The sequence below is a fragment of the Streptomyces sp. NPDC002838 genome (genome assembly GCF_040295365.1).
Taxonomy (GTDB): Bacteria; Actinomycetota; Actinomycetes; order Streptomycetales; family Streptomycetaceae; genus Streptomyces.
On the sequence record NZ_JBEOVF010000085.1, the window covers coordinates 1 to 24,119 of the forward strand.

Consider the following 24,119-nt stretch of genomic DNA (forward strand, 5'->3'; position numbering starts at 1 on the left):
CGCGGCAATGTACACCAAGGCCTTGACCTGGGGGTGGTCGGCGGCGGCCTCGCTGATGACGCTGCCACCGTAGGAGTGGCCGGCCAGGACGATGGGGCCGTCGATGCTGTCGAGGACACTGCGCACGGAGGCTGCGTCCTGGTGCAGCCCGCGCAGCGGGTTGGCGGCGGCGACGACCGGGTAGCCGGCCTGCTTCAGTGGGGCGACGACGTCGTTCCAACTGGAGGAATCGGCGAAGGCGCCGTGCACCAGAACGATCGTGGCCCTGCCGCCACTCGAAGGCTGCGCGGTGGTCGTCCTGGAGTCGAGGCGCGGTGCTCCGCCGGCCGCACCGGCCGCTCCGCTGGAGGCGAATGTCAGAGCTGTTCCGCTCGCGACGGCCGCCAACAGGGCACCGCCAGTGAGGATCAAACGCCGAGTGCTCTTGTTCGTCATGACCTTCTCGCTCTCATGCTGAGCCGAAGCGCGGTAGTTTTCACCGCAGAGCCGGTTGAGCTGGTGATTGAGACCGGTCGAAGCAGTCTGGTTGTCACCGGTGAGGCACACGGCTTGTCACATGCGCTCATTCGGCATCCTTTCTGTCACCAGCCGCCCAGGCGGCGACAACGAGCTGCCCTCGCGTCGGTCTGGTCTGGTCGGCGTGCAGGGGACGCGCGCCGGCCAGTGGCAGCGGTATCGCCGCTCCCTGGCGCTTTGCTCGATCGTCAGCGGCGGGCCTGGATCTTCAGGTCGCCGCGGGTCTGGATGCGGATGTGGTCGCTCGCGAGCATGGCGTGGGGGAATCCGAGGTCGATCGCGCTGACCTCGTCCAGACGCGCCATCTGGGACGGGGTGAGGTCGACTTCCAGAGCTCCGAGGTTTTCCCGCAGTTGCTCGGCGGTTCGAGCCCCGATGACCGGCGCAGTCACCCCCGGGTTGTGCAGGGTCCAGGCGAGCCCCACCTGGGCCGGTGTGCGGCCCAGCTCGTCAGCGATCTCCTTGACCACGTCCACGATGGCGAGGTTGCGCTCGGTCACCCCGCCGAGGGCCAGGTTGAAACTCTTGCGGGTGCTCTCGCTCTGGCCGGACGGCGACGCGGTCAGGTCCTGGCGGCTGTACTTGCCGGTGAGCACCCCTCCCGCCAGCGGTGACCACAGAACTGTTGCCAGCCCCAGCTCCTGCGCCATCGGGATGAGGTCACGCTCCCCGGTACGCTCCACCAGGTTGTACTCCAGCTGCAGTGCCACCAGCGGTGACCAGCCGCGCAGGTCGGCCATCGTCTGCATGCGTGAGATCTGCCAGGCCGGGGTGTTGGAGATGGCCACGTAGAGGACTTTGCCCTGCCGGACCAGGTCGTCCAGACCGCGCAGTATCTCCTCCACGGGTGTGGTGGGATCCCACACGTGCAGGTAGAGCAGGTCGATGTAATCGGTGTTCAACTGTCGCAGGCTGGTTTCGACCGCCCCGAAGAGGCTCTTCCGGCTCGCGCCACCGGAGTTGGGGTCGTCAGGCCGCCGCAGGGTCGTGTACTTCGTGGCCAGGACCAAGCTGTCTCGCCTGTCCCGGGCGAACTCACCGAGCATGCGCTCCGACGTGCCGTTGGTGTAGGTGACCGCCGTGTCGATGAAGTTCCCGCCGCGCTCGACGTAGAGGTCGAACAACCTCCGCGCCTCGTCCTGCTCCGCGCCCCAGCCCCATTCGTTGCCGAAGGTGGCCGCCCCGAGCGCGAGCGGCGAGACCCGTAGGCCGGAACGTCCCAGTTGCCGGTAGGCGTCGAGAGTGAGTGGCATCGTGTTCTCCTGTAGTGGTGGGTTTCTGAGGTTCGAGGGATGCGGGCCGGTGGTCGGCGTGCCTGAGTTTCAGGCGCCGAGCCCGTAGCCGCCGGCCACGGCGACGTCCTGGCCGGTGACGTAGCCGGCGGCGTCCGAGGCGAGGAAGGCGACGACTTCCGCGACCTCCTGGCTGGTCCCGAAGCGCTCGAACGGGATCTTCGTGCGCATGGCGTCCCGGCCGCTCTGGGGTATCCCCAGCTTGTCGAGCAGCGGGGTCTCGGTCGCGCCGGGACTCACGGTGTTGACGCGGATCCTGCGCGGAGCCAGCTCAAGCGCGAGTGAGGGCAGCATGGCCAGCAGGGCACCGCGCGTGGCTGCCCCCACCGTGGCGCCAGGGCTGCCCCTATGGGTTGCGAAGCCCACGGTGATGACGATCGATCCGCCGTCGTTCATCAGTGGTAGGGCCTTCTGGAGGGTGAAGTACTGACCCTTGAAGTTGACGTCGACGTGCTTGTCGAACGACTCCTCTGTCACATCGGCAATCGGTGCGGGGCGGAAGACCCCGGCGTTGAGGAACAGCAGGTCGAGAGACCCGAAACGTTCGGACACCCTTGTCATGAGGGCGTCGGTGTCGGACAGAACGCGTGCGTCGGATCGGACGACGAGTACGTCGTCGGGAAGCTCGAGTCGTGCTCGCGCGAGGGACTCGGGGTTCTGTCCGGTGACGGCGACCTGGTAGCCGCGGGCGTACAGCAGTTCGGCGGTCGCTCTGCCGATTCCGGTCGTGCCGCCGGTGATGAGTGCTGTGGGCATGGTGGGCCTTTCGTCGAACGGGCAGAGTGGGACGCCACATCAAACGGGGAGGTCCCCGCTTGTGTCACCGTACACTGAAACGGGGACCTCCCCGATTCGTCTCCGCACCAGACCCGACACTTCCGATCGCGAAGGCCATGACACCTCCACGCAGCACCCTGCGCGCCGATGCCCAGCGCAACCGCGAGCACCTGATCGCCACGGCCGCTGAGGCTTTCGCCTCCGGACGGGCGATTTCGCTGGACGCGATCGCCAAACGCGCGGGCGTGGGAAGTGCCACCCTCTACCGGCACTTCCCCACCCGAGAGGACCTGGTCGAAGAGGTCTACCGCGACCAGATCCGTCCTCTGCGCGATGACGCGCGAGATCTCCTGGCCACCGGGCGGCCCGCGCAAGCTCTCCACTCCTGGATGCGTCGCTTCGCCGAGTGGGCGGCGGAACGGCGCGGCATCTGCGAAGCCCTGGTCGCCATGAGCGCTTCCGGACGCTTCGGCACCGGACCCGTCTGCGATGAGATCCAGCAAACCCTGGGAATGGTGCTCCAGGCCGGCGCTGAAGCAGGAGAACTGCGCAGCGACATCGACCCGGTCGACGTCGGCGGGATCCTCACCGGCGTGCTCTCCGTGGCCGGCGCGCCCGAGCAGCGCGACCAACTCGACCGCATGCTCACCGTGGTCGTCGACGGGCTGAAGCCGCGCCAGGAAGATCGAGGGCGTGCCTAGTACTCCAGTTGCAGTTCACTATTTCTGCTGGTCAGGGGCGTGTTCGTGAGTGTACTTGGCTGATGCAGCGTCCAGCGTATGGAAGAACTTCCACACCAGAACGCCGTGTTCGAACCCCGGGCTGTGCATGGAGGTGATGGCGGGGTCGGCATACGTGGTGTAGCCGAATCTGGTGACCGAGAAGTCCTCGGTGACGCGCTGCCCTACGGCCGCTGGCTTCGGCCTACTTCCGAAGGGCCGCGTTCCATCGGCGGCACGGTCCGGCCGCGGCCGCCCAGGGACTGCGACCCCGAGGCGGACTGCGAGCCGTGAAGGACCTACTCGCCTACGGCTGCTCGGCACAAAGGCCGTCGTCCGCGCAAGTACCCGGCCACTCGGGCTCCAAAGCCGCTCCCACCTTCGCCGAATGCGCGGCGCATGGTCAGGCCGCGCCCGCAGGCGGTCAGGAGGTCAGCTCGACGGTGCGCGGCCGGTCTGGAGAGGGGCGCAGGATGCCGGCCGCAACGGCGGCGGTCGCGCAGAACAGGGTGAGCAGCAGGAAGGTGTGATTGAGGGCCATGAGATGGGTCATCCAGCCGATGACGGCGGGGCCCGCGAGCATGCCGATGTATCCGAGTCCGGCGACTCGGGAGACGTTGGTGCCCGCGGCTGTGGGGTCGGCGTGTCCGGCGGCGCTGAACAGTTGCGGGATGCAGCCGGACAGGCCCAGCCCGAACAGCGCCCAGCCGGTCAGCGCCGCCCAGATCCACGGCGAGAGGGCCACGACCGTGATGCCGACGGCGGCCAGGGCCGCGCCGTACCTCAGGACGGCGACCGGCCCGAACCGCGCGGATATCCGGTCCGCCAGGAGCCTGCCGATGGTCATGGTGGCCGCGTAGGTCCCATAGGCGAAAGCGGCGGTGCTCTCCGGCGCGTCCAAGACGGTCTTGAGGTGCAGGACGCTCCAGTCGTTGGCGGCTCCCTCACACAGCATGACCAGCAGAGCCAGGACGGCCAGGAGCCAGATCCGGGCGGGAACGGCGCGCTTCTTCACCTCAGGCTCACCCTCCGCATCGGGTACGGGGGCGGTCGACCCGGTGGGCAGAAGATCACGAGCTGACACCAGAGCGATGATGACGCCGACGCCTGCGGCGGTACCCAATGTCGTGGCCGGGTCCCAGCCGATGCCGATGGCCGCGGCACCGGCGAGCGCTGCCAGGACACCGCCGACGGAGAACGTGGCGTGGAAGGCCGACATGACAGGCCGCTCGTACGCCCTCTCCACCTGCACCGCATGCGCGTTCATGCTGACGTCGAGGGTGCCGTTCCCGAATCCGAAGAGCAGTAGGGCTGCTCCGAGGGCCCACGGTTCTTGGGCAAGACCGGGCAGTACCAGGGTCGCGCTGCACAGCACTCCGGCCACGGGAACGACGGTGCGTGTACCGACCCGGTCGGACAGCCGCCCGCCGACCTGCATGCCGGCGAAGGCCCCGGCCCCCAACAGCACAAGGAACCCGCCCAGGGCCGCATGGCTGATGCCCACGCGTTCCTCGATGGCCGGAATCTGCACGACCCACATACCCAGCAACATGCCATTGAGTACGAAATAGACAAATGTCACGACGCGAGATGCGCGCAGGGCTCTTTCCATGCGGACACCATAACGAACAACTTCCCTGTTCGAAACTCGATATCTCAACCATTGAAGATGTTCGAAACGGGTGGTGTTGAATCACGGTATGAGCACTGTGGAACGTCACCGACTGATCATCCAGGCCGTCCAGGAGGCGGGAACGGCCACAGTCACCCAACTCGCGCACCTGGCGGGCTCCTCGGAGATGACCATCCGTCGCGATCTGGACCACTTGGCCTCGCAAGGCGTCCTCGAACGGTTCCGCGGCGGCGCGCGAACCCTCCTCCTGCGAGGAGACGAACCTCCCTTCGCGCTGCGCGCCCACGAAGCCATCGATGCCAAGCGCCGGATCGCGGCGGAGGTGGCCTCACTCATCACCGACGGCGAAACCGTCCTGCTCGACAGCGGCACGACCTGTTTGGAAGTCGCACGCCTGCTGCACGGACGGCAGGTCACCGTGATGCCCCTTTCACTACAAGCGATACACATCCTCAGTGACGCCCCCGAACCGACCTCACTCCTGGTCCCCGGGGGCCGGCCCCGCGCCGGCGAGGGAGCCCTCACCGGACCCCTCACCCTCGCCTCCCTGTCGGCGCTGCGCTTCGACACCGCCGTCCTGGGCTGCTGCGGCTTGACCGCCGGCGACGGCATGACTGCCTACGACCTCGACGAGGCAGCGGTGAAAAAGGCGGTCATCTCCTCAGCGCGCCATATCATCGCCGCCGCCGACGGCAGCAAACTCGGCCGCACCACCCACGCCTACGTCGGGCCCTCCACCCTGGTGCACACCCTTGTCACCGACACCACTGCACCCGCCGACGAGACCACCGCGCTCGAGAACAACGGCACCACTCTCAGGATCGTCTGACCCGTCCTGTACGCCTTCGCCACACCGAACGCCGCGACTTCACGCATCGTCCAGGCCTCTCTGGGCAGCCGGCTCGATGGCCTCGCGTCGTGCGCGATCCGGACAGGAATGCTCCCCGGCGTGACATCGGGCCTTCCGCCGGACGCCTTCCCCAAGGCTTCCGACTTGTTTGCGCCTACGGCCGTCGCGGTTTCGGTCCAGGTGGTTACCTCGGCCGCGGCACGCGCGAGCACGACCGGATGCCACCGCACCGACAAAGCCCCCTCAGCGGCGCCTCTTCAGAAGGCGATGCCCACCCCGTCGATCCGGCTCCATACGCGCTCCTGCACGGCGGACATGGCCGGCCACCGCAGGCCGCCGGGCCGCGGGTAGACCTGGGCGGCGAACGGCGCGGGACGGAAATCGGCGTCATAGAAGCAGCCGCTGCCGTAAGTGGGTTGTCGAAGTCACTGCAGGAACGCGCGATCGAGCCGGGAGAGGGCACCTGGCCAGTGCGCGACCAAGTACCAAGCGCGTGGATGGAGTTGGCGTACTCGGCATTGCTCAGTTCGCTGTGCTTTTCTCCCTCGTGAAGGTCTGAACGAGGTTTCGCTCCCGGCCGGCGATCCGAACATTGGCGTGATAGGCCGCCTCGTGCTCGACGAAGACCTGCGGGTCCTCGATTGCATGCAGGGTGAGGACAGGAATGGTGATCTGGCCGGTGAGGTCACTGTCGTAGGAGAGGTCGCGGCGTGCCGTGGCGTCGGCCGAGAAGCGCGCTACACCTGCGTTCAGTGCCTTGTCGTCGTGTGAACCCTCGTACCACACCCCCCGGTTGCCGAACGGGTACCTGCCGCCGAGCCGGTTGGCCACAATGTCCGGAGCAGGAAGGTCGCGTACTGCATGTTCGTTGCCAGTGAGCGTTCCGGGATGCGGGTGACGGCCAGGATGTTGTCCAGAGCGTGCTGCTGTCGCGGGGTCCGAGCCGCTGGGTCGGAATCGATGCCGGTGCATTCCTGCAGACGGTTTTGGACTTCGTCAGGTGTCATGGTGGACTTCGCAGGCAGCCCTTGCCACAGCGGATACTGCGGCTCGGTAGGACGGGGAAGGTTGCGGCAGTAGTACTGGTACACCATCCGCAGGTCCAAGCGGGTGTTGTAGCCGCGCGAGCCTCCGGCCAAGAACCCGTTGGTCAGTAGCACCCCATCGTAGTCACTACGCTGCCTGCCATAGGTTTCGGCAACCTTGGCGGCGACATTGCCACCCCATGACTGGCCATGCAGAAAGGTACGGTCAGGTCGGCCAAACGAGTCAACGCGAGTCGAGCAAGGCGTCCGGCTGCCGGGGCAGCCCTGGCGTGACAGCCCGGAAGAGGGACAACTCGCGCAGGCGCCGGGTCAGGAACGGGTACGCGTCGTGGCTCGGGTCATCGTCTCGGCCCAAGCTCGTAAGCAGGTCCGCGGTGGAGATCGGTTGGCTCGGCGGTCCAGGTGCCGCAGGACGGCGGACTGGGCCATCGTCTGGTCCGGGTCGGCGAGGACTTCGCTGACGACGGCGGCAGTCGCGCAGCAGGTCCACCCACGGCTCGGCCGACTCACACAGCCCTTCCGCAAGCGCAGCGCGCTCCTTCGTGCCGTCGAAGCGGCCGCCAAGCAGGACCAGGCAGCGGCAGCGCCTCCGAGGCCTTCGGCGACTTGCGGCGGCAGGACGTTGGACGAGAACCGCTTGCGCTCGCCAGCGGACTCATCGACGCGGCGGTCCTTCACCCTGACCACGGTGACCTCGACCGGCCCGGCCGCCATGGCCACAATCCGCGGTCGGTGGTGGCCGTTGCGGACCACCAGACGCCGGCCCCGCTCGTCGGTCTCGGCCGCCGACTCGGCTATGTGATGGTTGACTTCGGCATCCAAGGCTGCGGCCGGCATCCGGCGGGCGCCCTCGCGGAAGATAAGTCAAGAGCGCACGTTCGCTCGGACCGCCTCTTCGATGGGTGTCGACCCCGTGTTGAGTTCCAGGATCTGCCGACCGATCCTGGGCTCGTGAAGCAGTTCAGCGAGGGTGGCGGCCACGTCGTCGCGAGCGATCTGGCCGTGGAGCTCTGCCGGCCCGAGGGACACGGTGCCGGTTCCCGGACCGTCTAGGAGGAGTGAGGGACGCAGGATCAGCCAGTTCAGATCGCTGCGGCTGAGCGCGACGTCTGCCTGCTTCTTCACGGCGAAGTAGTACTCGACCTCCTCGCCGAGGTTGCGTTCCCGCCATGATTCCGGAAGCACCGACACCAGCACGAAGCGCTCCACACCGGCGAGGCGTGCCGCCTTGATCGCTCTGACGACCCCATCGCCGTCGATGGCCGCCGTGACCTCCGTGCTGCCGCCGTTCGATCCGGCGCTGAAGACGATCACGTCGACGTCACCGAATGCTGCCGCGAGCTGTTCCACCGTCATGCTGGAGAGATCGCCGACGCGTGCGTTCACTCCTCGCGTTGCCAGTTCAGCCTGCTGGTCTTCTCGGCGTACGAGCCCGTGGACGGCGTCTCCCCGCGAGCGCAGTTTCTGCGCAAGCAGACCTCCGATACCGCCGGTGACGCCGATGATGAAGACGTCCACCTTGGATGCTCCGTTCTCTCGATGTGACTCTTCGGCTCCGTCGTCAGAGCGATGCCTGAGCGATCAACGGCCTCGCTCGTACGGGTATTCCAAGCGTGCAGAGGCCATCGGTCCCGTTCTCCCGATGGCACGCCGGCCACCGCAAAGCTCGAGCCGTCGCCCCCGGGTGAATCGTTGCGTACGAGGCTGGTCCGCACAGCCGCGCTCACGGACCGGTATGTTCCGCAGCGGGCGAGGGGACACGCAGAGCCCTGCGCAGTGCGCTGTGACGACGTGAACGGACTCGCACCGTCAGATCGGCCGAGGGAGCAAGATTCTCACCGCCGTGAATGCCACCGGGATAGACGTAGAGTTCGACCGGCACTCCGGCCCGCATGAGGCGTTGAGCGAAGTCCATCGCCTCATCGCGGAACAGATCCAGGTCACCGACGTCGACGTACGTCGGCGGCAACCTCGTCAGATCGTCGGCGCGCGCCGGCGCCGCGTAGGGCGACACCCGGTCGGTTCCGAAGTCCTCGCCCAAGTACGCCTCCCATGCCTGGAGGTTCGCCTCGCGACTCCATGCACCGAATCCGGTGTTGGCGAAGCTGGAGGGCGTCGATGCGCGGTCGTCCAGCATGGGAGAGACCAGCATCAGGCAGGCGATCTCGGGTCCGCCGCGGTCACGCGCGAGCAGTGTGGTGGCCGTCGCCAGGCAGCCGCCTGCACTCGGTCCGTAGAGAGCGATACGGCGCGGGTCGATGCGCAACTCATGCCGGCCTTCAGCGATCCAGGAGAGAGCCGCGAAGCAGTCGTCGATCGCAGCGGGGTACGGGTTCTCGGGAGCGAGACGGTATTCGACCGAGGCAACGACGCAGTTGGTTGCCCGGGCCAGCTCGGCCGCTTTCGCGTCGTCGCCGTCGACGCTTCCGGTGACCATCCCGCCACCGTGGACGTAGCAGATGCACGGTGCGGACACGGTGCTCCCTGCCGGACGATAGACCCGCACCTGAACGGCCGTATGCGGGGACGTATCGGACCGGATGGAGAAGTCACGGACATCGACGTCGTGGTGTGCGGCAGCCCTCGGGCGGAGGGCGGCGAGTTCCGCCTGTTTCCGGCGTCGGGCCGTGATGCTGTCGATGCCACTCAGCCCCTGAGGACCGACAAGGCTGAGGTACTGGTCGAGGCGGGCCCGGACCTGCGGGTCTATACGGTCTTTCGCGTCCAGTCCACAGTCCTTTCACTCAGTCGATGCCGGGTACCAGGAGCGGGACCCTGCCTCCGGTCTCGCGCGTCCTCAGGACGCCCCTGCCAATTGGTCGACGAAGGGATCCACCGGCGTCACACCTGGCACGACAATCCCGTTCTCGTAAGCGAAAGTGATGAGTTGACCGCGGTGACGGACGCCGAGCTTCGTCAGCATGTTGGCTATGTGCGTCTTCACCGTCAGAGGACTGAGACTCAAGACATCTGCGACGGCGGAGCCTTCATGGCCGCTCGCCAGCAGGGTGAGGATCTCACGCTCTCGCCTGGACAACAGCGGAACCGCTCTGGAGCTGACGATTCGTCGCGCGTTCACCGTGACGGCGGGAGCGGTTTGGAGGACCACGACGAGACCGCCGCGCAGCACCGTCTCCATCGCTCCGGTGAGTTGTGCGGCTGTGATGTCGGGAGCAAGAACCCCCGTGGCACCCGCCCTCAAACAGACGTCCGCTTCCTGAGCATCGAGGGCGCCGAAGACGAGGGTGCGGGCGACTGCAGAGGCGGCGGAGACGAGTTCCGAGAATTCGGAGATGCCCTGAAGTCGGATGGCCCGGTGGAGGAGAATGACATCTGGTCCCGCATCAGCCTTGAGCAAATCTCGGAGCTGAGCGCCCTCGGCAGCCTGCCCGACCACCGTCAAGACACCGCTTCGCTCGACGACTTGCGTCACGGCTGCGCGTACGAGCGTCGGGCCGCCGGCGAGAATCACCGTATGCATGTGTGGCCTCTCTTCATCGGACGACAGCGGTCGTCGGGTGGACCGGCCCACATGTCATGGGGTTCCGTCTCCATCGCGGCGGCACAACTGAGGTCAACGGTGGCTTGAGGCTCTGATTGTTCTCGGCGCGCTTGACGGGTGCCCCCCGCTGAACCTGATGGGTTCTTGACGGTCCTCCTGGATCACCGGCAGCGGCGCTGACCAGTACGCCGCCGGAGCCCGCGCAAGGACACCGACGGCGGACGAACAGCGGGCCTCAGCAGTTTCGAGGGGTCGCCGGCTGTCAGGTCGCAGGTACGGGCAGCATGGCCAGCGGCACATGCTGTTGCCCGGAGTGGATGTCACGGTCACGGAGCGAAGCCTGGCTGACGGGACGCGGGAAAGAGATCTTGACGACGTTCAGCGACGGGATACGGAACATCTGAACCTCGCTCTCGTCGACTCCGTAGAGCCCGGCGACCGTGCGCTCGTTGAGGAACGACTCGTCGGCCGCGATGCCGTATCCGGCCGCGTCGCGCATGAACAACTCCATGGTGACCCAGAACGGCCCGGCGTTCTTGGACCGGACCTCGAATGCCAGATCGCCGAGGGTGGTGGGGTCCGAATCAGCCATGGTGCACGGTCTCCTCGATCTCGATGCGGAACATGTCGGTGGGAGTGACGCTGTCGACGACGTGATGGAGTACGAACTCGTACGCGGGCCCGCGCTCGACCTCGGCCGGGGACGTGGCGAAGGCGAGGCTGGGCAGGTAGTCCATGTCGGCTGTCGGCAGATGCAGCATCAACGGGTTGGCGACCTTCGCCACGGCTGTGGCCGTCTCCTGGTCCGGCGCATTGACCAGCAGCATGACTCCCACCTCACGGGGTGGGCCCTGGGCCGGGTCGCGGTCCTTCAAGACCGCGTTGTAGCCGTAAAGGCGTACGTCGAAGGCGTACTTGTCCTCGCCGAGGCCGAGTGTCTGCTCCACCCGCTGGCTGACCATCACACGCAGGAGGTCGGCCCAGTCCTCGATGTTCGCGAGGATGTGAGGGTCCCGGATGGCGGTGAACGACATCGTCTCGTAGCCGGTGATCCTCGCGCCCTCCAGCTTGACGGTGTGCTGGTCGGCGACGTGGAACCGCGAGCCCTCGACGCGCACCGTGCGGTCGTCGAGGGCCGTGTAGGTGGCTGCCCGGACGTCCAGGGTGCCGTCCGGCTCACGCATCTGGAAGGGGTTCGCGGTCTCGTAGAGCATGTGGGCGGCGACCAGGATCGGTGTGCAGGACGCGGCCGGGTCGAGCGGCTCGATGGTGAAGCCGCCGGCGTCGATGGTGGCCAGCACCCCACCGGAACGTGGGTTGCTGGTGCACTGTCCGCCGCATTCGACGATCTTGGAGGCGTGCCACGTCGGTCCGGTCGGCATCCCCTTCATGAGGGGGTAGGCGGCCGCGACGGCCGTGTCGGTGGCGCGGCCTGCCAGTACGACCTGGGCCCCGGCCTCGAGCGCGGCGACGATCGGCTCGTGTCCCATCATGCCCACGATGTGCGTGCAGCTGTCGAGCGTCTCGGGCTGCAACTCCCCCAGGGGAGGCAGTGCGTGAATGTGGCCGGACTCCAGACGCTCCTTGAGTGCGTCGGCGTCCTGCTCGCTGTAGATCCGGGCGACCCGCAGATCCAGTCCCTCGTCCGCCAGGATCTCGGTGACGATGCCCGCGACCCAGTCGACACCGTCGTCGGTGCCGCTGGTGCCGCACGAACCCACGATCAGCGGGATGTCGGCACGTGCCGCGGCCCTCAGCAGTACCCGCAGGTCGCGGGCGACGGCTGCGCGCGCGGTCTTGGGCTGTGACGAGCCGAGGTAGTAGGGGCCGGAGTCGGTGCTCCCACCGTCGACGGAGATCACGTCGGCACCGAGTTCCAGACCTCGGTCGATCGTGGCCTCGGGAAATCCCGCTCCCAGCATGCCGGTTGGTGCCAGGACCTTGATGGAGTCGTCCGGTTCGTTGTGCATGTTTTCCTCTTCCTGATCGGTGTGGGGCAGCCGACGGGCGGGTGTCATCCGGTTCTCTCGCCGGTGTGGGTCTGTGGCAGCAGGTGGGCGTTCACGAGGAACCGGGGGCGCCCGGCGAGGGCGGCCACCAACTCCTCCGCGCCCTTGCGGCCGGTGTCCGCCCGGGCTTCGGCGGTCTGCCCTGCGAGATGGGAGTAGACGACGATCCCGTCCACGTTCCGCAAGGGGCTGTCGGCGGGGAGCGGCTCGTCGCTCACCACGTCGAGGGCTGCCGCGGCGATCTGTCCGTCGCGCACGGCATCGGCGAGGGCCCGCTCGTCGACGATCGCTCCCCGCGCGGTGTTGACCAGGACCGCTGTCGGTTTCATCCGGCGGAAGGCGGAGGCACCCAGGAGATCTCGCGTCCGTTCCGTGAGCGCGGTGTGCACCGAGAGGTAGTCGGCCGTGGCCAGGAGCTCGGGGAGCTCGACGAACCGCACTGACGGATCGGTTCGCAGGTTCTCCGGCACACCGGTCGTGCAGAGCACCCGCATTCCGAATGCCTGCGCCAGCGGCACGACGGCACGCGCGGCGGCCCCGTATCCGAGCAGGCCGAGCGTCGCTCCACGCAGTTCACGACCGTCATGCCTCGGCCAGGCACCGGCCTGGACTCCCATCGCGCTGTGCACCAGTCCTCGTGCCGCGGCCAGCAGCAGGCCGATGGTGTACTCGGCCACGGCGTTGGCGTTGACCCCCGGCAGATTGCTCACCGTGATGCCGAGCTTGCCCGCGGCGGCGATGTCGATGGAGTCGTGGCCCACGCCGGTCCGCACGATGACGCGAAGACGGCGTGCACGGGACAGGACCTCGGCGGTCAAGGGCTCGTTCGCGACGAGCGCCGCGTCGATCCCGTCGAGGGCGGCTGCAAGGTGCTCCGGGTCGCGGCGGCCGACCAGCGGCGCGTGGACCGTCGTGTGGCCCTGCGCGCGGAGGTACTGATCGACCTCGTCGCCGGGACTCAGGTAGTCGGTGGTGATCAGGATGCGGGACACGTGTTTTCTCATTTCTGGCTGCGCCCGTCGCTCGTCGCGTGTCGGGCCTGCGGAACGGTTCGCAACTTGGTGGTGAGTGGGGCGGTTCGGCGCTGCAGGGCGCTGATCCTGGCGACGACGACGATTGACAGCGAGGCGACGACGGCGATGTCGAGGAGCATCAGGGGCCAGCCGGTGACGTCGACCATCGCGCCCACCAGTGCGGGGCCCAGGAAGCCACCGCCGGCCCAGCCGACGGTGTACATGCCGGCGTAGGTCCCGAAGACCCGGGCCGAGGGGGCGAGGTTCCACAGGACGACCACCGCGTTGACGAGGAAGCAGGTCGCACCGGCTGCCGCGAGGCACAGGGCCACGGTGGCCCCGGTCGATGTCTGCAGGAGCGTCCCCAGCACCATGGCGGCGGCGAAGACCGACATGCCCACTGTCATGACCCGAAGCCGTCCATAGCGCTCGGCGAGTACCGCTGCCGGGTAGGCCGCCAGGATGAAGGCGATTCCACTGGGCAGGGTGAGACCGCCGGCGGCTCCCCGGGGCATGTCGAGGGCTTCCATCCCGTACGGCGTGATCAGTGACCGGGACGCTGCCCACGCGCTGCCGAAGAGGAAGATCGCCACGAGGAGCAGGAGCCGGCTGCGGTCGGTGTCCTTGACGATCTCGACGAAGGTGTCCCGGACCCGCGGCTCCTTGCTCTCGACACACCGCAGCTCGAGGCCTTCCGCCACCGCGGCCCGGTAGGCCGGGGAGCGGTTGTCGCGCACGGTGGCCGCGAGCACCCCCACGGAGAGGACCATGATGATCGCGGGGATCGCGAACGCGAGACCCACGTGGTTGTCGACCAGGAAGATACTGATGACCGCGGCGACGATGGCCGTCAGACTCGAGGCGATCTTGACCGCGGCGTTGGCCCGGCTACGTCGCTCGGGCGCGATGAAGTCCGGAACGAGTGCCTCGGCGATCGGTTTGAAGGTGTTGGCCACGAGCGCGTACGCGAACATGACCGCGACCAGGAGCGGCAGCGACGACGCGGCGTGCGGGATGACGACGAACAGGGCGGCGGCGATCGGCATTCCGACCACCAGATACGGCATGCGCCGTCCCCAGGACGTCCTGGTGCGGTCCGACCGGTTCCCGATCCACGGCTGGATGAAGATGCCCAGCAGGTTGTCCATGCCCATCAGCACACCGACCAGAGCGGCGCTGCCGAGGTGCTCCCGCAGCAGCGGGGGAACCTGGGATTCGTAGAAGTTCCAGGTCGACTCCTGTGCGAAGACCGCGAGAGCGACCAGGAACGTGATGCGCCGGGTCCGTGAGCGCTTCCCTGCCGACATCGTCGTCATGAGGGTCGTCCCTTCACGCCACCATCATGCTGGCGGCTGCTGGATCAGAATCGTGGTGCGGGCGTGTGGGAGTTGAGGGCCGTCGCGCCTGGGCACGGCACGGCTAAAGGCCACTTGTTCAGCAGGCTGCTCAGGTGGGTGAAGCCCACGGCGGCCGGGTCAGCAAGGGTCAGGGGCTGGTGGAGCCCGCGCACCTCCCGCGGCGCGTCGTCGCCTCCGCGGGCACGAGCGGGTCGGACGGGCGGCTGGGTACGGCTCCCGGACGAATCACTGGCCGACCTCGACGACGAGGGTCAGGTCGTCGGTGACCCTGATCCGGCATTCCGGCCCGAAAGCGCAGGACGCCTCGCGTTCCTCGAAGACGGCGGGGCCGGCCAGATCGGTCCCGGGCGTGAGCTCGTAGCGGTTCCAGACAGTGGCTTCGAGCAGCCCGTGTCCGGGGAAGTGGACCGAGCGGACACCGCGGCTCACCTCCTCTCCTCGCGCGTACGTGCCCTCCGTAGCCATGTCGTGGTCGGGGAGTTGCATCGAGAGCCGCCAGTTCACGACCTCCACGGCCCCGTCGAGGAACCTGCCGAACACGGTGCGGTACATGGCCTCGAAGGCGGTCCGGACACGCCCGACGTCGGCCGGGCCCAGGTCTCCCCCGGGCAGATCGACCTCGATCGCGAAGCCCTGGCCGAGGTAACGCATCTCCGCCGAGCGGCGGATCCTCACCAGGGTCGGGTCTTCCGGCTGGAGAGTGCCGGTCGCACGGGTGAGCATCTCGTCGTACAGCGCCGCGACCTGGTCCCAGTCGACGTCGGCAAGAGGCGACGGCAGACTCCGTACCTCGTCAACCGTGGGGGCCGCCGCCAGCAGACCGCAGGCGGCCATGACCCCGGCCCGCATCGGCACGATCACCCGCGGCATCTTCAGCGCTTTCGCCAGCCCGTAGGCGTGTGCGGGTCCGGCACCGCCGAAGGCCAGCAGCGCGAACTCGGCAGGGTCCTTGCCCTGTTCGGACAGGTGCATGCGGGCAGCGGCGGCCATGCTCCCGGTGACCACGTCGACGATGCCCGCGGCGGCGTCGGTGAGGTCGAGTCCCAGCGGGCCCGCCACGTCGCGGGTCAACGCCTTGTGGACCTCGGCCGTCCGCAGTCGCATCTCGCCGCCCAGGAAGCTCTCCGCGTCGAGATACCCGAGCACCAGGTCGGCGTCCGTGACGGTGGGGCGCTCGCCGCCCCGGCCGTAGGCGACGGGTCCGGGAACGGAACCGGCGCTGCGTGGACCCACTTTGAGCAGTCCGAGCGCATCCGGCGCCGCGATCGACCCTCCTCCCGAACCGATCTCGATCATGTCGACGACGGTCAGGCGGACCGGCAGCCCGGAGCCGGGCTTGAACGTGTCGACCCGACCCGCCTCGAAGTCGTGCTTGAGCCGCGGCCGGCCCTCTTGGACAACGGCGATCTTCGCCGTCGTGCCGCCCATGTCGAACGAGACGACGTCCCGCTCCCCCAGCGTCCGAGCGGCGGCGGCCGCGGCGATGGCTCCGGCCGCGGGACCCGATTCGAGCAGCCGTACGGGGAACTCCTTGGCGTCTTCGAGGGTGGTGACACCGCCGCCGGAGAGCATGATCCGAAGGGGCGCGTCGATCCCCATGGCGGCCAAGTCGGCGCGCAGGTCGTCGAGGTACCGGGACATCAAGGGCTGGACGTAGGCGTTCAGGCAGGCGGTGCCCGTCCGCTCGTACTCGCCGATGACCGGGGCGACGGCGCTGGACACCGTGACCGGCAGGTCCGGGCACACCTGGGTGACCAAGTCCCGCACGCGGTGTTCGTGTTCGGCGTTGCGGTAGGAGTGCAGCAGGGCCACGGCCAGTGCCTCGACGCCCTGGCCGACCAGGTCCTCGACGGCCGTACGGACGGCTGTCTCGTCGAGCGGTTCCAGCTCGCGGCCGTCCGCGGCGATCCGGCCGGGGACACCGCGACGCAGATGGCGCGGGACCAGGAGCTGAGCGGGCCGGGCGAGCAGGTCCGTGGTGTCGAACCTCGTCTCCCGTCCCATCTCCAGGACGTCACTGAACCCGCTGGTGGTCAGCAGACCGACGACGGCTCCGGTGCGTTCGAGCAAGGTGTTCGTCACCAGTGTGGTGCCGTGCACGATGCCCGCGACGTCGCCGGGTGCCGTGGAGGTCTCCTCCAGCAGGCGGGCGATCCCGGCGGTGATGGCCTCGTTGGGGGCGTGGGGGGTGGTGGGCAGCTTCCCCGGCCAGGTCATCCCCCGACGCGGGTCGTGCAGCAGCAGGTCGGTGAAGGTCCCGCCGACATCGACGCCGATCCGAACCGTGCGGCTCAACGCCCCACCTCCTCAGGTCCGTCCGCGCGGGCCGGCCGGACGGTGACGGGGCCTCGCTCCGGGCCCCGAACGGTGTAGCCGGCGATCTCGTCGGCGACGAGGAACTCCGGCTCACGTTCCTCGGGCTTGCCGAATCCACCACCGCCGGCGAACGAGATCACCACCGAGGAACCCGGAGGCAGCTGGGAGACCGACTTCAGCGGGACGCGTTCACCGGAGTCCAGGACGGTCTGGGCGGTGGCACCCGGCTCACCGCCGGCCAGGCCGAGCGCCGGGTGCTGCTCACGGTCGCCGAGCAGGACCATCTGGACCGGCCGGCTCGTCGGGTTGCGCACCTCGATGTCCTGGCCCAGGCCTCCACGGCGGCGGCCCCGTCCGCCGGACCCTGCGCGCAGTTCCTTACGGAGGAACCGCAGCGGGGAGGCGGCTTCGAGAGCCTCGATGCTGCCGCTGCCCGAGTTGGTCGGGAAGGCGGTCGTGGAGAGCCCGTCCGTCTCCTTGGAGGCGCCCATCCCGGCGTTGGCGAAGAGCATCAGGCTGAAGGGCCGGCCGGTGTCGTCGACACCGGCGAAGCGGACCCGCAGAGCGGGCGCGCCCCCGCTGTCGGCGATGACGCGGTCGGGCAGGACGGGTGCCAGTGCCTGGTACACCGCGCACGACAGGAGGTGCCCGGTCAGGTGCCGTGCCACGACGGGCGCGGGGAACGTGGGATTGACGATCGTGCCCGGCGGTGCGGTGACCCGGACGGCCAGATAGGAGCCCCAGTTGGTGCGCGTCGACGAGTCCAGCAGGATCTTCAGCGGGTACATGGAGTAGGCGCGCGTGTAGTTCAGGGTCGAGTTGGTCGAGAACGGCACCTGCGGCGAACTGCCGGTGTAGTCGATCCCGACCTCGTCACCGCGCACCGTCACGGCGCACGCGATGTGCGTGGGACGTCCTTCGACGCCGTCCGCGTCCACGGTGGAGCGGTAGACGCCGTCGGGCAGTTCCCGTACGGCCGCGCGCATCGCGGCGTCGGTCACCGAGTGGACCTGGGCGGCGAACTCCTCGAAGTCCGGCTCGTCGAAGTCGGCGAGGAACTCCTGAGCACGTCGGCGGCACACCGCGTGGGCCGCGGCCTGGGCTTCGAGGTCGCCCCACACCTGGTCGGCCAGCCGCACGTTGGCCAACAGCAGGTGTTTGACTCCCTCGTCGACCCGGCCGGCGCGGAACAGGCGCAGCGGAGGGATCAGGATGCCCTCGGAGATCAGCTCGGTGGCGCTGAGGGAAGGTGTCCCGCCGATGTCCGGAGAGTGCGCCACGGTGCCCGCGTACGCGACGAGCCGACCGCGGTGGAACACCGGGGTGATCATGGCGATGTCGGGCAGGTGACCCGTGGCGATCCAGGGGTCGTTCGTGATGACGCAGTCGCCGTCCTGCCACTCCTCGGCCGGGAACCGTTCGAGGACCAGGGCGGTCAGCGAGCTCATCAGGGCCGCGAAGGCCGGAATCCCGGCTCGTGACTCCGCCATCGTGCGGCCCTCGCGGTCCATCAGGACGACCGTGTAGTCGTTGGACTCCCGGATGATCGTCGAGAAAGCCGTGCGGAGCATGGTGGAGGCTGCCTCGTCCGTGGCGGCGGCGAGCCGGTCCCAGCGCACTTCGAGGCCGATCGGGTCGGAGACGGGCCTGATCATGATGCTGCGCTCTCCTCTTCGGCCGGGTGACCCGCCGTGTGACCGGCCGGGCTGCCGGCGGCCGCTCCCCCACCGTTGTCCGCGGGCACGTCCGCCGCGATCTGGTCGGCGATGGCCTTCCCGAGGTCCACCGTGGTGCCCGTGCCTCCGAGGTCGGGAGTGAGCACGCCGGGCCGGGCGTCGAGAACACTCTCGATCGCGGCCACCACGCGGGCGGCCGCCTCGTGTTCGCCGAGGTGCGTGAGCATCATCGCGCCGCTCCAGATCTGCCCGACAGGGTTGGCGATGCCGCGGCCGGCGATGTCGGGGGCCGACCCGTGGACCGGCTCGAACAGGCTGGGAAAGCTGCGGTCGGGGTTGATGTTGGCGCTCGGGGCGATGCCGATCGTGCCGGTGCAGGCGGGTCCGAGGTCCGAGAGGATGTCGCCGAAGAGGTTGCTGGCCACGACTACGTCGTAACGGTCGGGTTGCAGGACGAACTTGGCGGTGAGGATGTCGATGTGATCCTTGTCCGCGGTCACCTCGGGGTACCGCGCCGCCATCTCGGCGGCGCGCTCGTCCCAGTACGGCATGGAGATCGAGATCCCGTTGCTCTTCGTCGCCCAGGTCAGGTGCTTACGGGGGCGGGTGGAAGCGAGATCGAAGGCGTAGCGCAGCACACGGTTGACGCCGGTCCGTGTCATCACGGTCTCCTGCATCACCGTCTCGCGGTCGGTGCCCTCGAAGATCCGGCCACCGATGCTGGAGTACTCCCCCTCGGTGTTCTCGCGCACGACGTAGAAGTCGATGTCGCCGGGCTCGTAGTCGCGCAGGGGGCTGCGCACTCCGCGCAGCAGCCGGACCGGACGCAGATTGACGTACTGGTCGAACCCTCGCCGCAGCTGCAGGAGACTGCCCCACAGCGACACGTGGTCCGGGACCACCTCGGGCCAGCCGACCGCACCGAAGAAGATCGCGTCGAAGGCGCCGAGCACGTCCCGCCAGTCCTCGGGCAGCATCGTGCCGTGCTCCAGCCAGTAGTCGGCACTGGCGAAGTCGAACTCCGTCACCTCGAGGTCGAACCCGTGGACCTCGGCGGCGGCCCGCAGGGACCTCAGGCCCTCGGGCACGACCTCGCGGCCGATCCCATCGCCCGGGATCGCCGCGATGCGATAAGTCTTCGGCACGAATCCACTCCTCAGCCCGTGATGGATACACCGGCTCGGGGTAACGCCCTGCCCAGGGCACCTCAGCTACCGCACGGTGTGAGCCCACCTTGGCGACCGGCGGCACCCGCTACAAGCCCGCTGCGGGCAAGGTGAGTTTTCCGCCAGGGAAAGCCGCTCACGAGAGACAGCGAGCCGCTCGGCATGCCCGGCCAGAAACCGGGACCTCTCAAGGCGGCTTTGTCAGCTGGAACGTCGCAGACGGCCTGGCAAGCGGATCGCGAGATGCTCAATGAGTTCGGTCACGCGGCGCGGGACATGGCCGTCATCCTCCAGCAGGGCATAGATGTCTGCCGCCGGTGTCGGCACGTCAGGGAGCACGCGAACGAGCTCACCACGTTCGATGTGAGGGCCGACATGCCATTCGGAACGCATGATCACGCCGCGTCCCTCCAGAGCCCAGTTGGTCACCACGTCGCCGTCGTTGCTCGACAACGAACCGCGCACCCGCACATGGCGCGGATCACTGACATCACCGAACCGCCAGAGCGCGAAGTCGCTCTCGTTCTCGCGCAGCACGATGCAGTCGTGCTGCGCGAGGTCCTCCACCCGCGTCGGAACGCCACGCCGGTCGAGGTACGACGGTGCGGCACAGGGCACGCGACGGTTCTCCGCCAGGCGACGCATCCGCAGCGAGGAGTCGGGCGGACTGCCGACGTGAATGGCCACGTCGAACCCGCGTTGATGTGGTCGCAGAGGCAGCGCCGACGTGTTCAGCTGCACCTGCAGCTGGGGATGCGCCCCCGCGAACTCCGCCAGCAGCGGGGCCACATGCGCTCGGCCGAGGCCAAGGGTCGCCTGGACGACCAGAGAACCACGCAGTTCCCTGGAGCGGTCGGTGACGAGGTCTTCGAGTTCGCGGAGCTGATCGAGGATCGAGTCGAGCCTGCTCGCGTACAGGGCACCCTCTGAGGTCAGGACCAGCCGGCGTGTGCCCCGCTGGGCGAGACGGACGTCGAGGCGCTCCTCCAGTGCCTTCAGCCGCTTGCTGACAACGGGCAGTGAACATCCGAGCTGGTGTGACGCTGCCGTGAGCGTGTCGCTGGCGGCGACGACCTGGAAGAACTGCAGGTCGTCGATGGACATCTTCATGCGGTACCCCGTTCCGCCGTGACTTTCCGCGGGAGAAAGGACACGTTGCCTGCGCCGTAGAGCGAGACGCAGTCTTCGCCTCCGTGCCCCCTGCAGGTAGGGAGACCACAGGGGTCTCGTACAGGTCAAGGACCGTTGACCCAACACGCTACAGCAAATAGCATCCGCACTATGGGACAGTTGCCGCAGCTCATGACACCCGTGACCCTGGGGGACCAGGCCTACGCGGCGATTCGCGAAGCGATCACCTCAGGCTCTCTCCAGCGCGGCGAGAAAGTGACTGAGCGCGGGCTGGCCGAATCGCTGGACATCAGCGCGACCCCTGTCCGTGAAGCACTGCGGCGCCTTGAACAGGACCGGCTGGTCGAGAGGGTCGGCCCCCGCTCCGTGCGGATCGCCAAGTTCGAGGAGAGCGAACTCCGTGAGTTCACCATGATCGAGGACTCACTGCGGGCACTGTCCGCGCGACTCGCGGCGGAGAAGTCGACGGCGCCGCAGCGGCGAGCGATGTGCGCGCTGCTCGACAGGGCTGACGAACTGGTCGGCCAGATCGACGAAGCCAGTACGGACGGTCCGAGCGAGCGCGAGTTGGTCGTGGAACTGCTGGACTGCATGCGTCAGTTCCATGCGGCGATCGACCAAGCCAGTGGTAATTCCACGCTGATACAGATGCTGCACATGGTCGACGCCTTCGGCGCGGATGAACGGCGCGACAGCCTTCTTGACGAGGTCAACAGTGAACGGCGCAGCGCCGTACGGGAGCGTTACCGCCAGCACCGCGCCATCTACGACGCCATCGCCGCAGGAGACGGAGACCGCGCGGAAGAGCTGATGCGCGCGCACAGCCGGGACTCCAACACCTCGCGCCTCGCGGCACGTTTCTCCGGCTGAGAGCGCGAAGCCACACCGGCCGACGCGGGACGGCATCCCTGGGCAGTCGCGCAGCTGGGCGCAACTCCGGCGGAAGCGAAAGAGACAGCGCGTCAGCTCCTGGGCCGCCTGTGGGGAAGGCAGATGGTGACCTTGGTGCCGACTCCCACTTCCGACTGCACGCGCACCTGGCCCTGGTGGGCGTGAACGATGGCTTCCACGATGGCCAGGCCGAGACCCGAGCCGCCGTAAGCACGGCTGCGGCTCGCCTCCGCACGCCAGAATCGCTCGAAGACCCGCGGCAGATCCTGCGCGGAGATGCCGGGGCCGTTGTCGATGACGGTCAGCTGGACCTCCTCACGCTGGTGGGTGATCTCCACGTATACGGCGGTCTGCGCGGGGGTGTGCTGGACGGCGTTGCCGACGAGGTTGCGCAGGACCTGTTGCAAGCGGTTGGCGTCACCGGTGATGGGAGCAGGCGGTGCTGGTGCCAGGGTGATGCTGCGCTGCGGATAGATGATCTGGGCGTCCTCAATGACGCCGGCGGCCAGGAAGGTGAGGTCGACGTCGTCCAGCTCGACGGGCCGGCCGGCGTCCAGGCGGGCCAGCAGAGCGAGGTCTTCGACGAGCAGACGCATACGTCCGACCTCGTTCTCGATGTGCTCAAGGGCTGTTTCGAGGCCCGGCCCTGAGACGCCGCCCTGGCGGTGCAGGTCGAGCCATCCGGAGATCGTGGAGAGCGGGGTGCGCAGTTCGTGGGACGTGTCCGCTGCCAAGGAGCGCACGGTCGCCTCCGCTCGGGCCTGGGCGTCGAAGGCCCGGTTGACGGCTTCGGCGAGCTGGTCTACTTCACTGCCGTTTCGTCTGGCCGGCAGGCGTTCCGTGAGGTGGCCCTCGGCGATGGCGTCGGCGGTGCGGGCCATGCGGGCCAGGGGCCGCATGCCAAGACGCAGAACGATGACGGCGAGTGCCAGCAGCACCAGCAGGGCGACTCCGACTAGGGCGAGTTGACGCTTGATGAGGGAGTCGACGGTGCTGTCGTCGACGGAGGTGTCGATGGTCAGGATGAGGGCGGCCGGCCGGACGAGGTCCTTGGCGCGTCCACGGTCGATGGTCAGTCCGGGGCTGGGGATGCGGACCGCCGCGAGGCCGTGCCCGCCCTCGTCCCCGTCGTAGGTGACGAGGGCGCCGGCCGGTGCGGTGGCGCACAGGGCGACGAGTTCGTCGGCTGCCGCGGTGGCGGAGCCGGTGCTCTCCAGCACCGTGTCGTCCGGGTCGACGACGATGATCCCGAGCGGTGTCCCCAGAAAAGCGGCGAGTTGGTCAGCGTCCGCCGTCTGAGGTCCTCGGTTGATCACCTCGGCAAGCCGGTCGGCACTGGCTTCGAGGGTCCTCTCGTAGCGCTTGTCGAGGAAGTCCTCCAGGAGGGTGGCGCTGATGACCGCGCTGGCCGTAAGGCCGAACACGAGCAGGACGGCAAGGCCGGCCAGCAGGCGCAGGCGGACGCTGGAGCGGGACCAGATGACGCGGCTGCGGAGGTTCACTTCTGGGCCTGTTCCCGGAGGGTGTAGCCGACGCCTCGGACGGTGTGCAGCAGCGGCGTGTGCCCCTGGTCGATCTTGCGGCGGAGGTTGGAGATGAAACGCTCGACGACGACGGTGTCTCCCCCGAAGTCATACTGCCAGACAGCCTCCAGGATCTGGGCCCGGGAGAAGACCTGCCCCTGGTGACTCAGAAGGTAGTGCAGGAGGCGGTATTCGGTGGGTGAGAGTTCGACGGCCTGACCTGCGCGACGGACCTCGTGACGGCGATCGTCCATGACCAGGTCCGCGCAGCACAGCGGTGCTTCCTCGGAGGCGGAGGATCCGCTGCGCGCGCGGCGCAGAAGAGCCTGCAGCCGGGCGCCGACCTCTACGACGCTGAAAGGCTTGGTGACATAGTCGTCCCCGCCCAGGCGCAGGCCCCGTACGCGGTCCTCGACAGCGTCACGGGCGGTGAGGAAGAGGACCGGCACGTCCACCGCACGGGACCTGAGCAGTTGGAGGATCTCGAATCCGTCGGCACTGGGGAGCATGACGTCGAGAACGATGACGTCGGGAGGCTGACGGCCGATCTGCTCCAGCGCTTCCGTCAGATCACCTGCCACGTCGACCTCGAAGCCGGCGAAGCCGAGAGCCGAGATCAACAGGCGCCGTATACCGGGGTCGTCATCGATCACCAGCACACGGTCCGTGGTGCCTGCTGTGTCGACGGTGTCCATACGTGC

The 24,119-nt window shown here is 68.2% G+C and carries 20 protein-coding genes and 2 pseudogenes; 3 read left to right on the forward strand and 19 right to left on the reverse strand.

What is annotated here, in order from left to right:
• The 3 genes from ABT063_RS48415 to ABT063_RS48425 form a co-directional block, all read right to left on the reverse strand.
• Positions 1 to 435, reverse strand: a 435-nt coding sequence (locus ABT063_RS48415; RefSeq protein ID WP_351067978.1) for an alpha/beta fold hydrolase, incomplete at its 3' end; no start/stop codon positions are given.
• 269 nt (positions 436 to 704) lie between these two features.
• Positions 705 to 1,769 (reverse strand): aldo/keto reductase, encoded by a 1,065-nt coding sequence (locus tag ABT063_RS48420; RefSeq protein WP_351067980.1) that lies wholly within the window; start codon positions 1,767 to 1,769, stop codon positions 705 to 707.
• A gap of 69 nt (positions 1,770 to 1,838) precedes the next feature.
• Entirely contained in the window at positions 1,839 to 2,564 is a 726-nt protein-coding gene (locus ABT063_RS48425; protein WP_351067982.1) for an SDR family oxidoreductase, read from the reverse strand.
• Between the two features lie 137 nt (positions 2,565 to 2,701).
• Between ABT063_RS48425 and ABT063_RS48430 the strand changes: the two genes are divergently transcribed.
• The gene (locus ABT063_RS48430; protein ID WP_351067985.1) at positions 2,702 to 3,286 is read left to right on the forward strand and encodes a TetR/AcrR family transcriptional regulator; all 585 of its coding nucleotides are present in this window, start codon (positions 2,702 to 2,704) and stop codon (positions 3,284 to 3,286) included.
• Positions 3,287 to 3,728: 442 nt separating this feature from the next.
• Here the strand turns inward: ABT063_RS48430 and ABT063_RS48435 are convergent, their stop codons facing one another.
• Positions 3,729 to 4,916, reverse strand: a complete 1,188-nt coding sequence (locus ABT063_RS48435) for an MFS transporter (RefSeq protein WP_351067987.1) — start codon at positions 4,914 to 4,916, stop codon at positions 3,729 to 3,731.
• Between the two features lie 88 nt (positions 4,917 to 5,004).
• Between ABT063_RS48435 and ABT063_RS48440 the strand changes: the two genes are divergently transcribed.
• Positions 5,005 to 5,766 carry a DeoR/GlpR family DNA-binding transcription regulator gene (locus ABT063_RS48440; protein ID WP_351067988.1) on the forward strand — a complete coding sequence of 254 codons (762 nt, stop codon included), beginning with the start codon at positions 5,005 to 5,007 and terminating at the stop codon, positions 5,764 to 5,766.
• 278 nt (positions 5,767 to 6,044) lie between these two features.
• On the opposite strand, the pseudogene ABT063_RS48445 reads toward ABT063_RS48440, so the two are convergent.
• The 13 genes and pseudogenes from ABT063_RS48445 to ABT063_RS48505 form a co-directional block, all read right to left on the reverse strand.
• Positions 6,045 to 7,058 (reverse strand): annotated as a pseudogene (locus ABT063_RS48445) (hypothetical protein); the annotation flags it as partial.
• 350 nt (positions 7,059 to 7,408) lie between these two features.
• Positions 7,409 to 7,694: pseudogene (locus tag ABT063_RS48450) on the reverse strand (IS256 family transposase); the annotation flags it as partial.
• Positions 7,695 to 7,697: 3 nt separating this feature from the next.
• Positions 7,698 to 8,351, reverse strand: coding sequence for an NAD(P)H-binding protein (locus tag ABT063_RS48455; protein ID WP_351067991.1), 654 nt, complete (start codon positions 8,349 to 8,351; stop codon positions 7,698 to 7,700).
• A gap of 205 nt (positions 8,352 to 8,556) precedes the next feature.
• Positions 8,557 to 9,339, reverse strand: a complete 783-nt coding sequence (locus ABT063_RS48460) for an alpha/beta hydrolase (RefSeq protein WP_351067993.1) — start codon at positions 9,337 to 9,339, stop codon at positions 8,557 to 8,559.
• A gap of 291 nt (positions 9,340 to 9,630) precedes the next feature.
• Positions 9,631 to 10,314, reverse strand: a complete 684-nt coding sequence (locus ABT063_RS48465; protein WP_351067995.1) for a LuxR C-terminal-related transcriptional regulator — start codon at positions 10,312 to 10,314, stop codon at positions 9,631 to 9,633.
• A gap of 283 nt (positions 10,315 to 10,597) precedes the next feature.
• A complete protein-coding gene (locus tag ABT063_RS48470; RefSeq protein ID WP_351067997.1) occupies positions 10,598 to 10,927 on the reverse strand; it encodes a DUF4387 domain-containing protein in 330 nt (109 codons plus the stop codon).
• Entirely contained in the window at positions 10,920 to 12,305 is a 1,386-nt protein-coding gene (locus ABT063_RS48475) for an acyclic terpene utilization AtuA family protein (RefSeq protein ID WP_351067998.1), read from the reverse strand. Before ABT063_RS48475 ends, ABT063_RS48470 begins: the two co-directional genes overlap by 8 nt.
• A gap of 44 nt (positions 12,306 to 12,349) precedes the next feature.
• Positions 12,350 to 13,336, reverse strand: coding sequence for a phosphoglycerate dehydrogenase (locus ABT063_RS48480; protein ID WP_351068000.1), 987 nt, complete (start codon positions 13,334 to 13,336; stop codon positions 12,350 to 12,352).
• Between the two features lie 8 nt (positions 13,337 to 13,344).
• Entirely contained in the window at positions 13,345 to 14,673 is a 1,329-nt protein-coding gene (locus tag ABT063_RS48485; RefSeq protein ID WP_351068003.1) for an MFS transporter, read from the reverse strand.
• 267 nt (positions 14,674 to 14,940) lie between these two features.
• On the reverse strand, positions 14,941 to 17,010 hold the full coding sequence (locus ABT063_RS48490; RefSeq protein WP_351068005.1) for a hydantoinase/oxoprolinase family protein: 2,070 nt from the start codon (positions 17,008 to 17,010) through the stop codon (positions 14,941 to 14,943).
• Positions 17,007 to 18,686 carry a hydantoinase B/oxoprolinase family protein gene (locus ABT063_RS48495; RefSeq protein ID WP_351068008.1) on the reverse strand — a complete coding sequence of 560 codons (1,680 nt, stop codon included), beginning with the start codon at positions 18,684 to 18,686 and terminating at the stop codon, positions 17,007 to 17,009. The genes ABT063_RS48490 and ABT063_RS48495 overlap by 4 nt, the downstream gene beginning before the upstream one ends.
• The gene (locus tag ABT063_RS48500; protein ID WP_351068011.1) at positions 18,683 to 19,852 is read right to left on the reverse strand and encodes a tartrate dehydrogenase; all 1,170 of its coding nucleotides are present in this window, start codon (positions 19,850 to 19,852) and stop codon (positions 18,683 to 18,685) included. The genes ABT063_RS48495 and ABT063_RS48500 overlap by 4 nt, the downstream gene beginning before the upstream one ends.
• A 222-nt stretch (positions 19,853 to 20,074) precedes the next feature.
• Positions 20,075 to 20,977 (reverse strand): LysR family transcriptional regulator, encoded by a 903-nt coding sequence (locus tag ABT063_RS48505; RefSeq protein WP_351068012.1) that lies wholly within the window; start codon positions 20,975 to 20,977, stop codon positions 20,075 to 20,077.
• 177 nt (positions 20,978 to 21,154) lie between these two features.
• On the opposite strand from ABT063_RS48505, the gene ABT063_RS48510 reads away from it, so the two are divergent.
• Complete coding sequence (locus ABT063_RS48510; protein WP_351068014.1) at positions 21,155 to 21,874, forward strand: GntR family transcriptional regulator; 720 nt, start codon at positions 21,155 to 21,157, stop codon at positions 21,872 to 21,874.
• Between the two features lie 92 nt (positions 21,875 to 21,966).
• Here the strand turns inward: ABT063_RS48510 and ABT063_RS48515 are convergent, their stop codons facing one another.
• Together ABT063_RS48515 and ABT063_RS48520 are read right to left on the reverse strand one after the other, a co-directional pair.
• Positions 21,967 to 23,397 carry a sensor histidine kinase gene (locus tag ABT063_RS48515; RefSeq protein WP_351068017.1) on the reverse strand — a complete coding sequence of 477 codons (1,431 nt, stop codon included), beginning with the start codon at positions 23,395 to 23,397 and terminating at the stop codon, positions 21,967 to 21,969.
• Complete coding sequence (locus ABT063_RS48520; protein WP_351068020.1) at positions 23,394 to 24,113, reverse strand: response regulator transcription factor; 720 nt, start codon at positions 24,111 to 24,113, stop codon at positions 23,394 to 23,396. The genes ABT063_RS48515 and ABT063_RS48520 overlap by 4 nt, the downstream gene beginning before the upstream one ends.
• Between the last annotated feature and the right edge of the window lie 6 nt (positions 24,114 to 24,119).

What these genes read in the sequence shown, in the direction of transcription:
- ABT063_RS48470 (WP_351067997.1), bottom strand. Translation starts at nt 10,927, where the DNA reads ATGGCTGATTCGGACCCCACCACCCTCGGCGATCTGGCATTCGAGGTC.
- ABT063_RS48465 (WP_351067995.1), bottom strand. Translation starts at nt 10,314, where the DNA reads ATGCATACGGTGATTCTCGCCGGCGGCCCGACGCTCGTACGCGCAGCC.
- ABT063_RS48505 (WP_351068012.1), bottom strand. Translation starts at nt 20,977, where the DNA reads ATGTCCATCGACGACCTGCAGTTCTTCCAGGTCGTCGCCGCCAGCGAC.
- ABT063_RS48510 (WP_351068014.1), top strand. Translation starts at nt 21,155, where the DNA reads ATGGGACAGTTGCCGCAGCTCATGACACCCGTGACCCTGGGGGACCAG.
- ABT063_RS48475 (WP_351067998.1), bottom strand. Translation starts at nt 12,305, where the DNA reads ATGCACAACGAACCGGACGACTCCATCAAGGTCCTGGCACCAACCGGC.
- ABT063_RS48485 (WP_351068003.1), bottom strand. Translation starts at nt 14,673, where the DNA reads ATGACGACGATGTCGGCAGGGAAGCGCTCACGGACCCGGCGCATCACG.
- ABT063_RS48440 (WP_351067988.1), top strand. Translation starts at nt 5,005, where the DNA reads ATGAGCACTGTGGAACGTCACCGACTGATCATCCAGGCCGTCCAGGAG.
- ABT063_RS48430 (WP_351067985.1), top strand. Translation starts at nt 2,702, where the DNA reads ATGACACCTCCACGCAGCACCCTGCGCGCCGATGCCCAGCGCAACCGC.
- ABT063_RS48435 (WP_351067987.1), bottom strand. Translation starts at nt 4,916, where the DNA reads ATGGAAAGAGCCCTGCGCGCATCTCGCGTCGTGACATTTGTCTATTTC.
- ABT063_RS48420 (WP_351067980.1), bottom strand. Translation starts at nt 1,769, where the DNA reads ATGCCACTCACTCTCGACGCCTACCGGCAACTGGGACGTTCCGGCCTA.
- ABT063_RS48520 (WP_351068020.1), bottom strand. Translation starts at nt 24,113, where the DNA reads ATGGACACCGTCGACACAGCAGGCACCACGGACCGTGTGCTGGTGATC.
- ABT063_RS48495 (WP_351068008.1), bottom strand. Translation starts at nt 18,686, where the DNA reads ATGATCAGGCCCGTCTCCGACCCGATCGGCCTCGAAGTGCGCTGGGAC.
- ABT063_RS48425 (WP_351067982.1), bottom strand. Translation starts at nt 2,564, where the DNA reads ATGCCCACAGCACTCATCACCGGCGGCACGACCGGAATCGGCAGAGCG.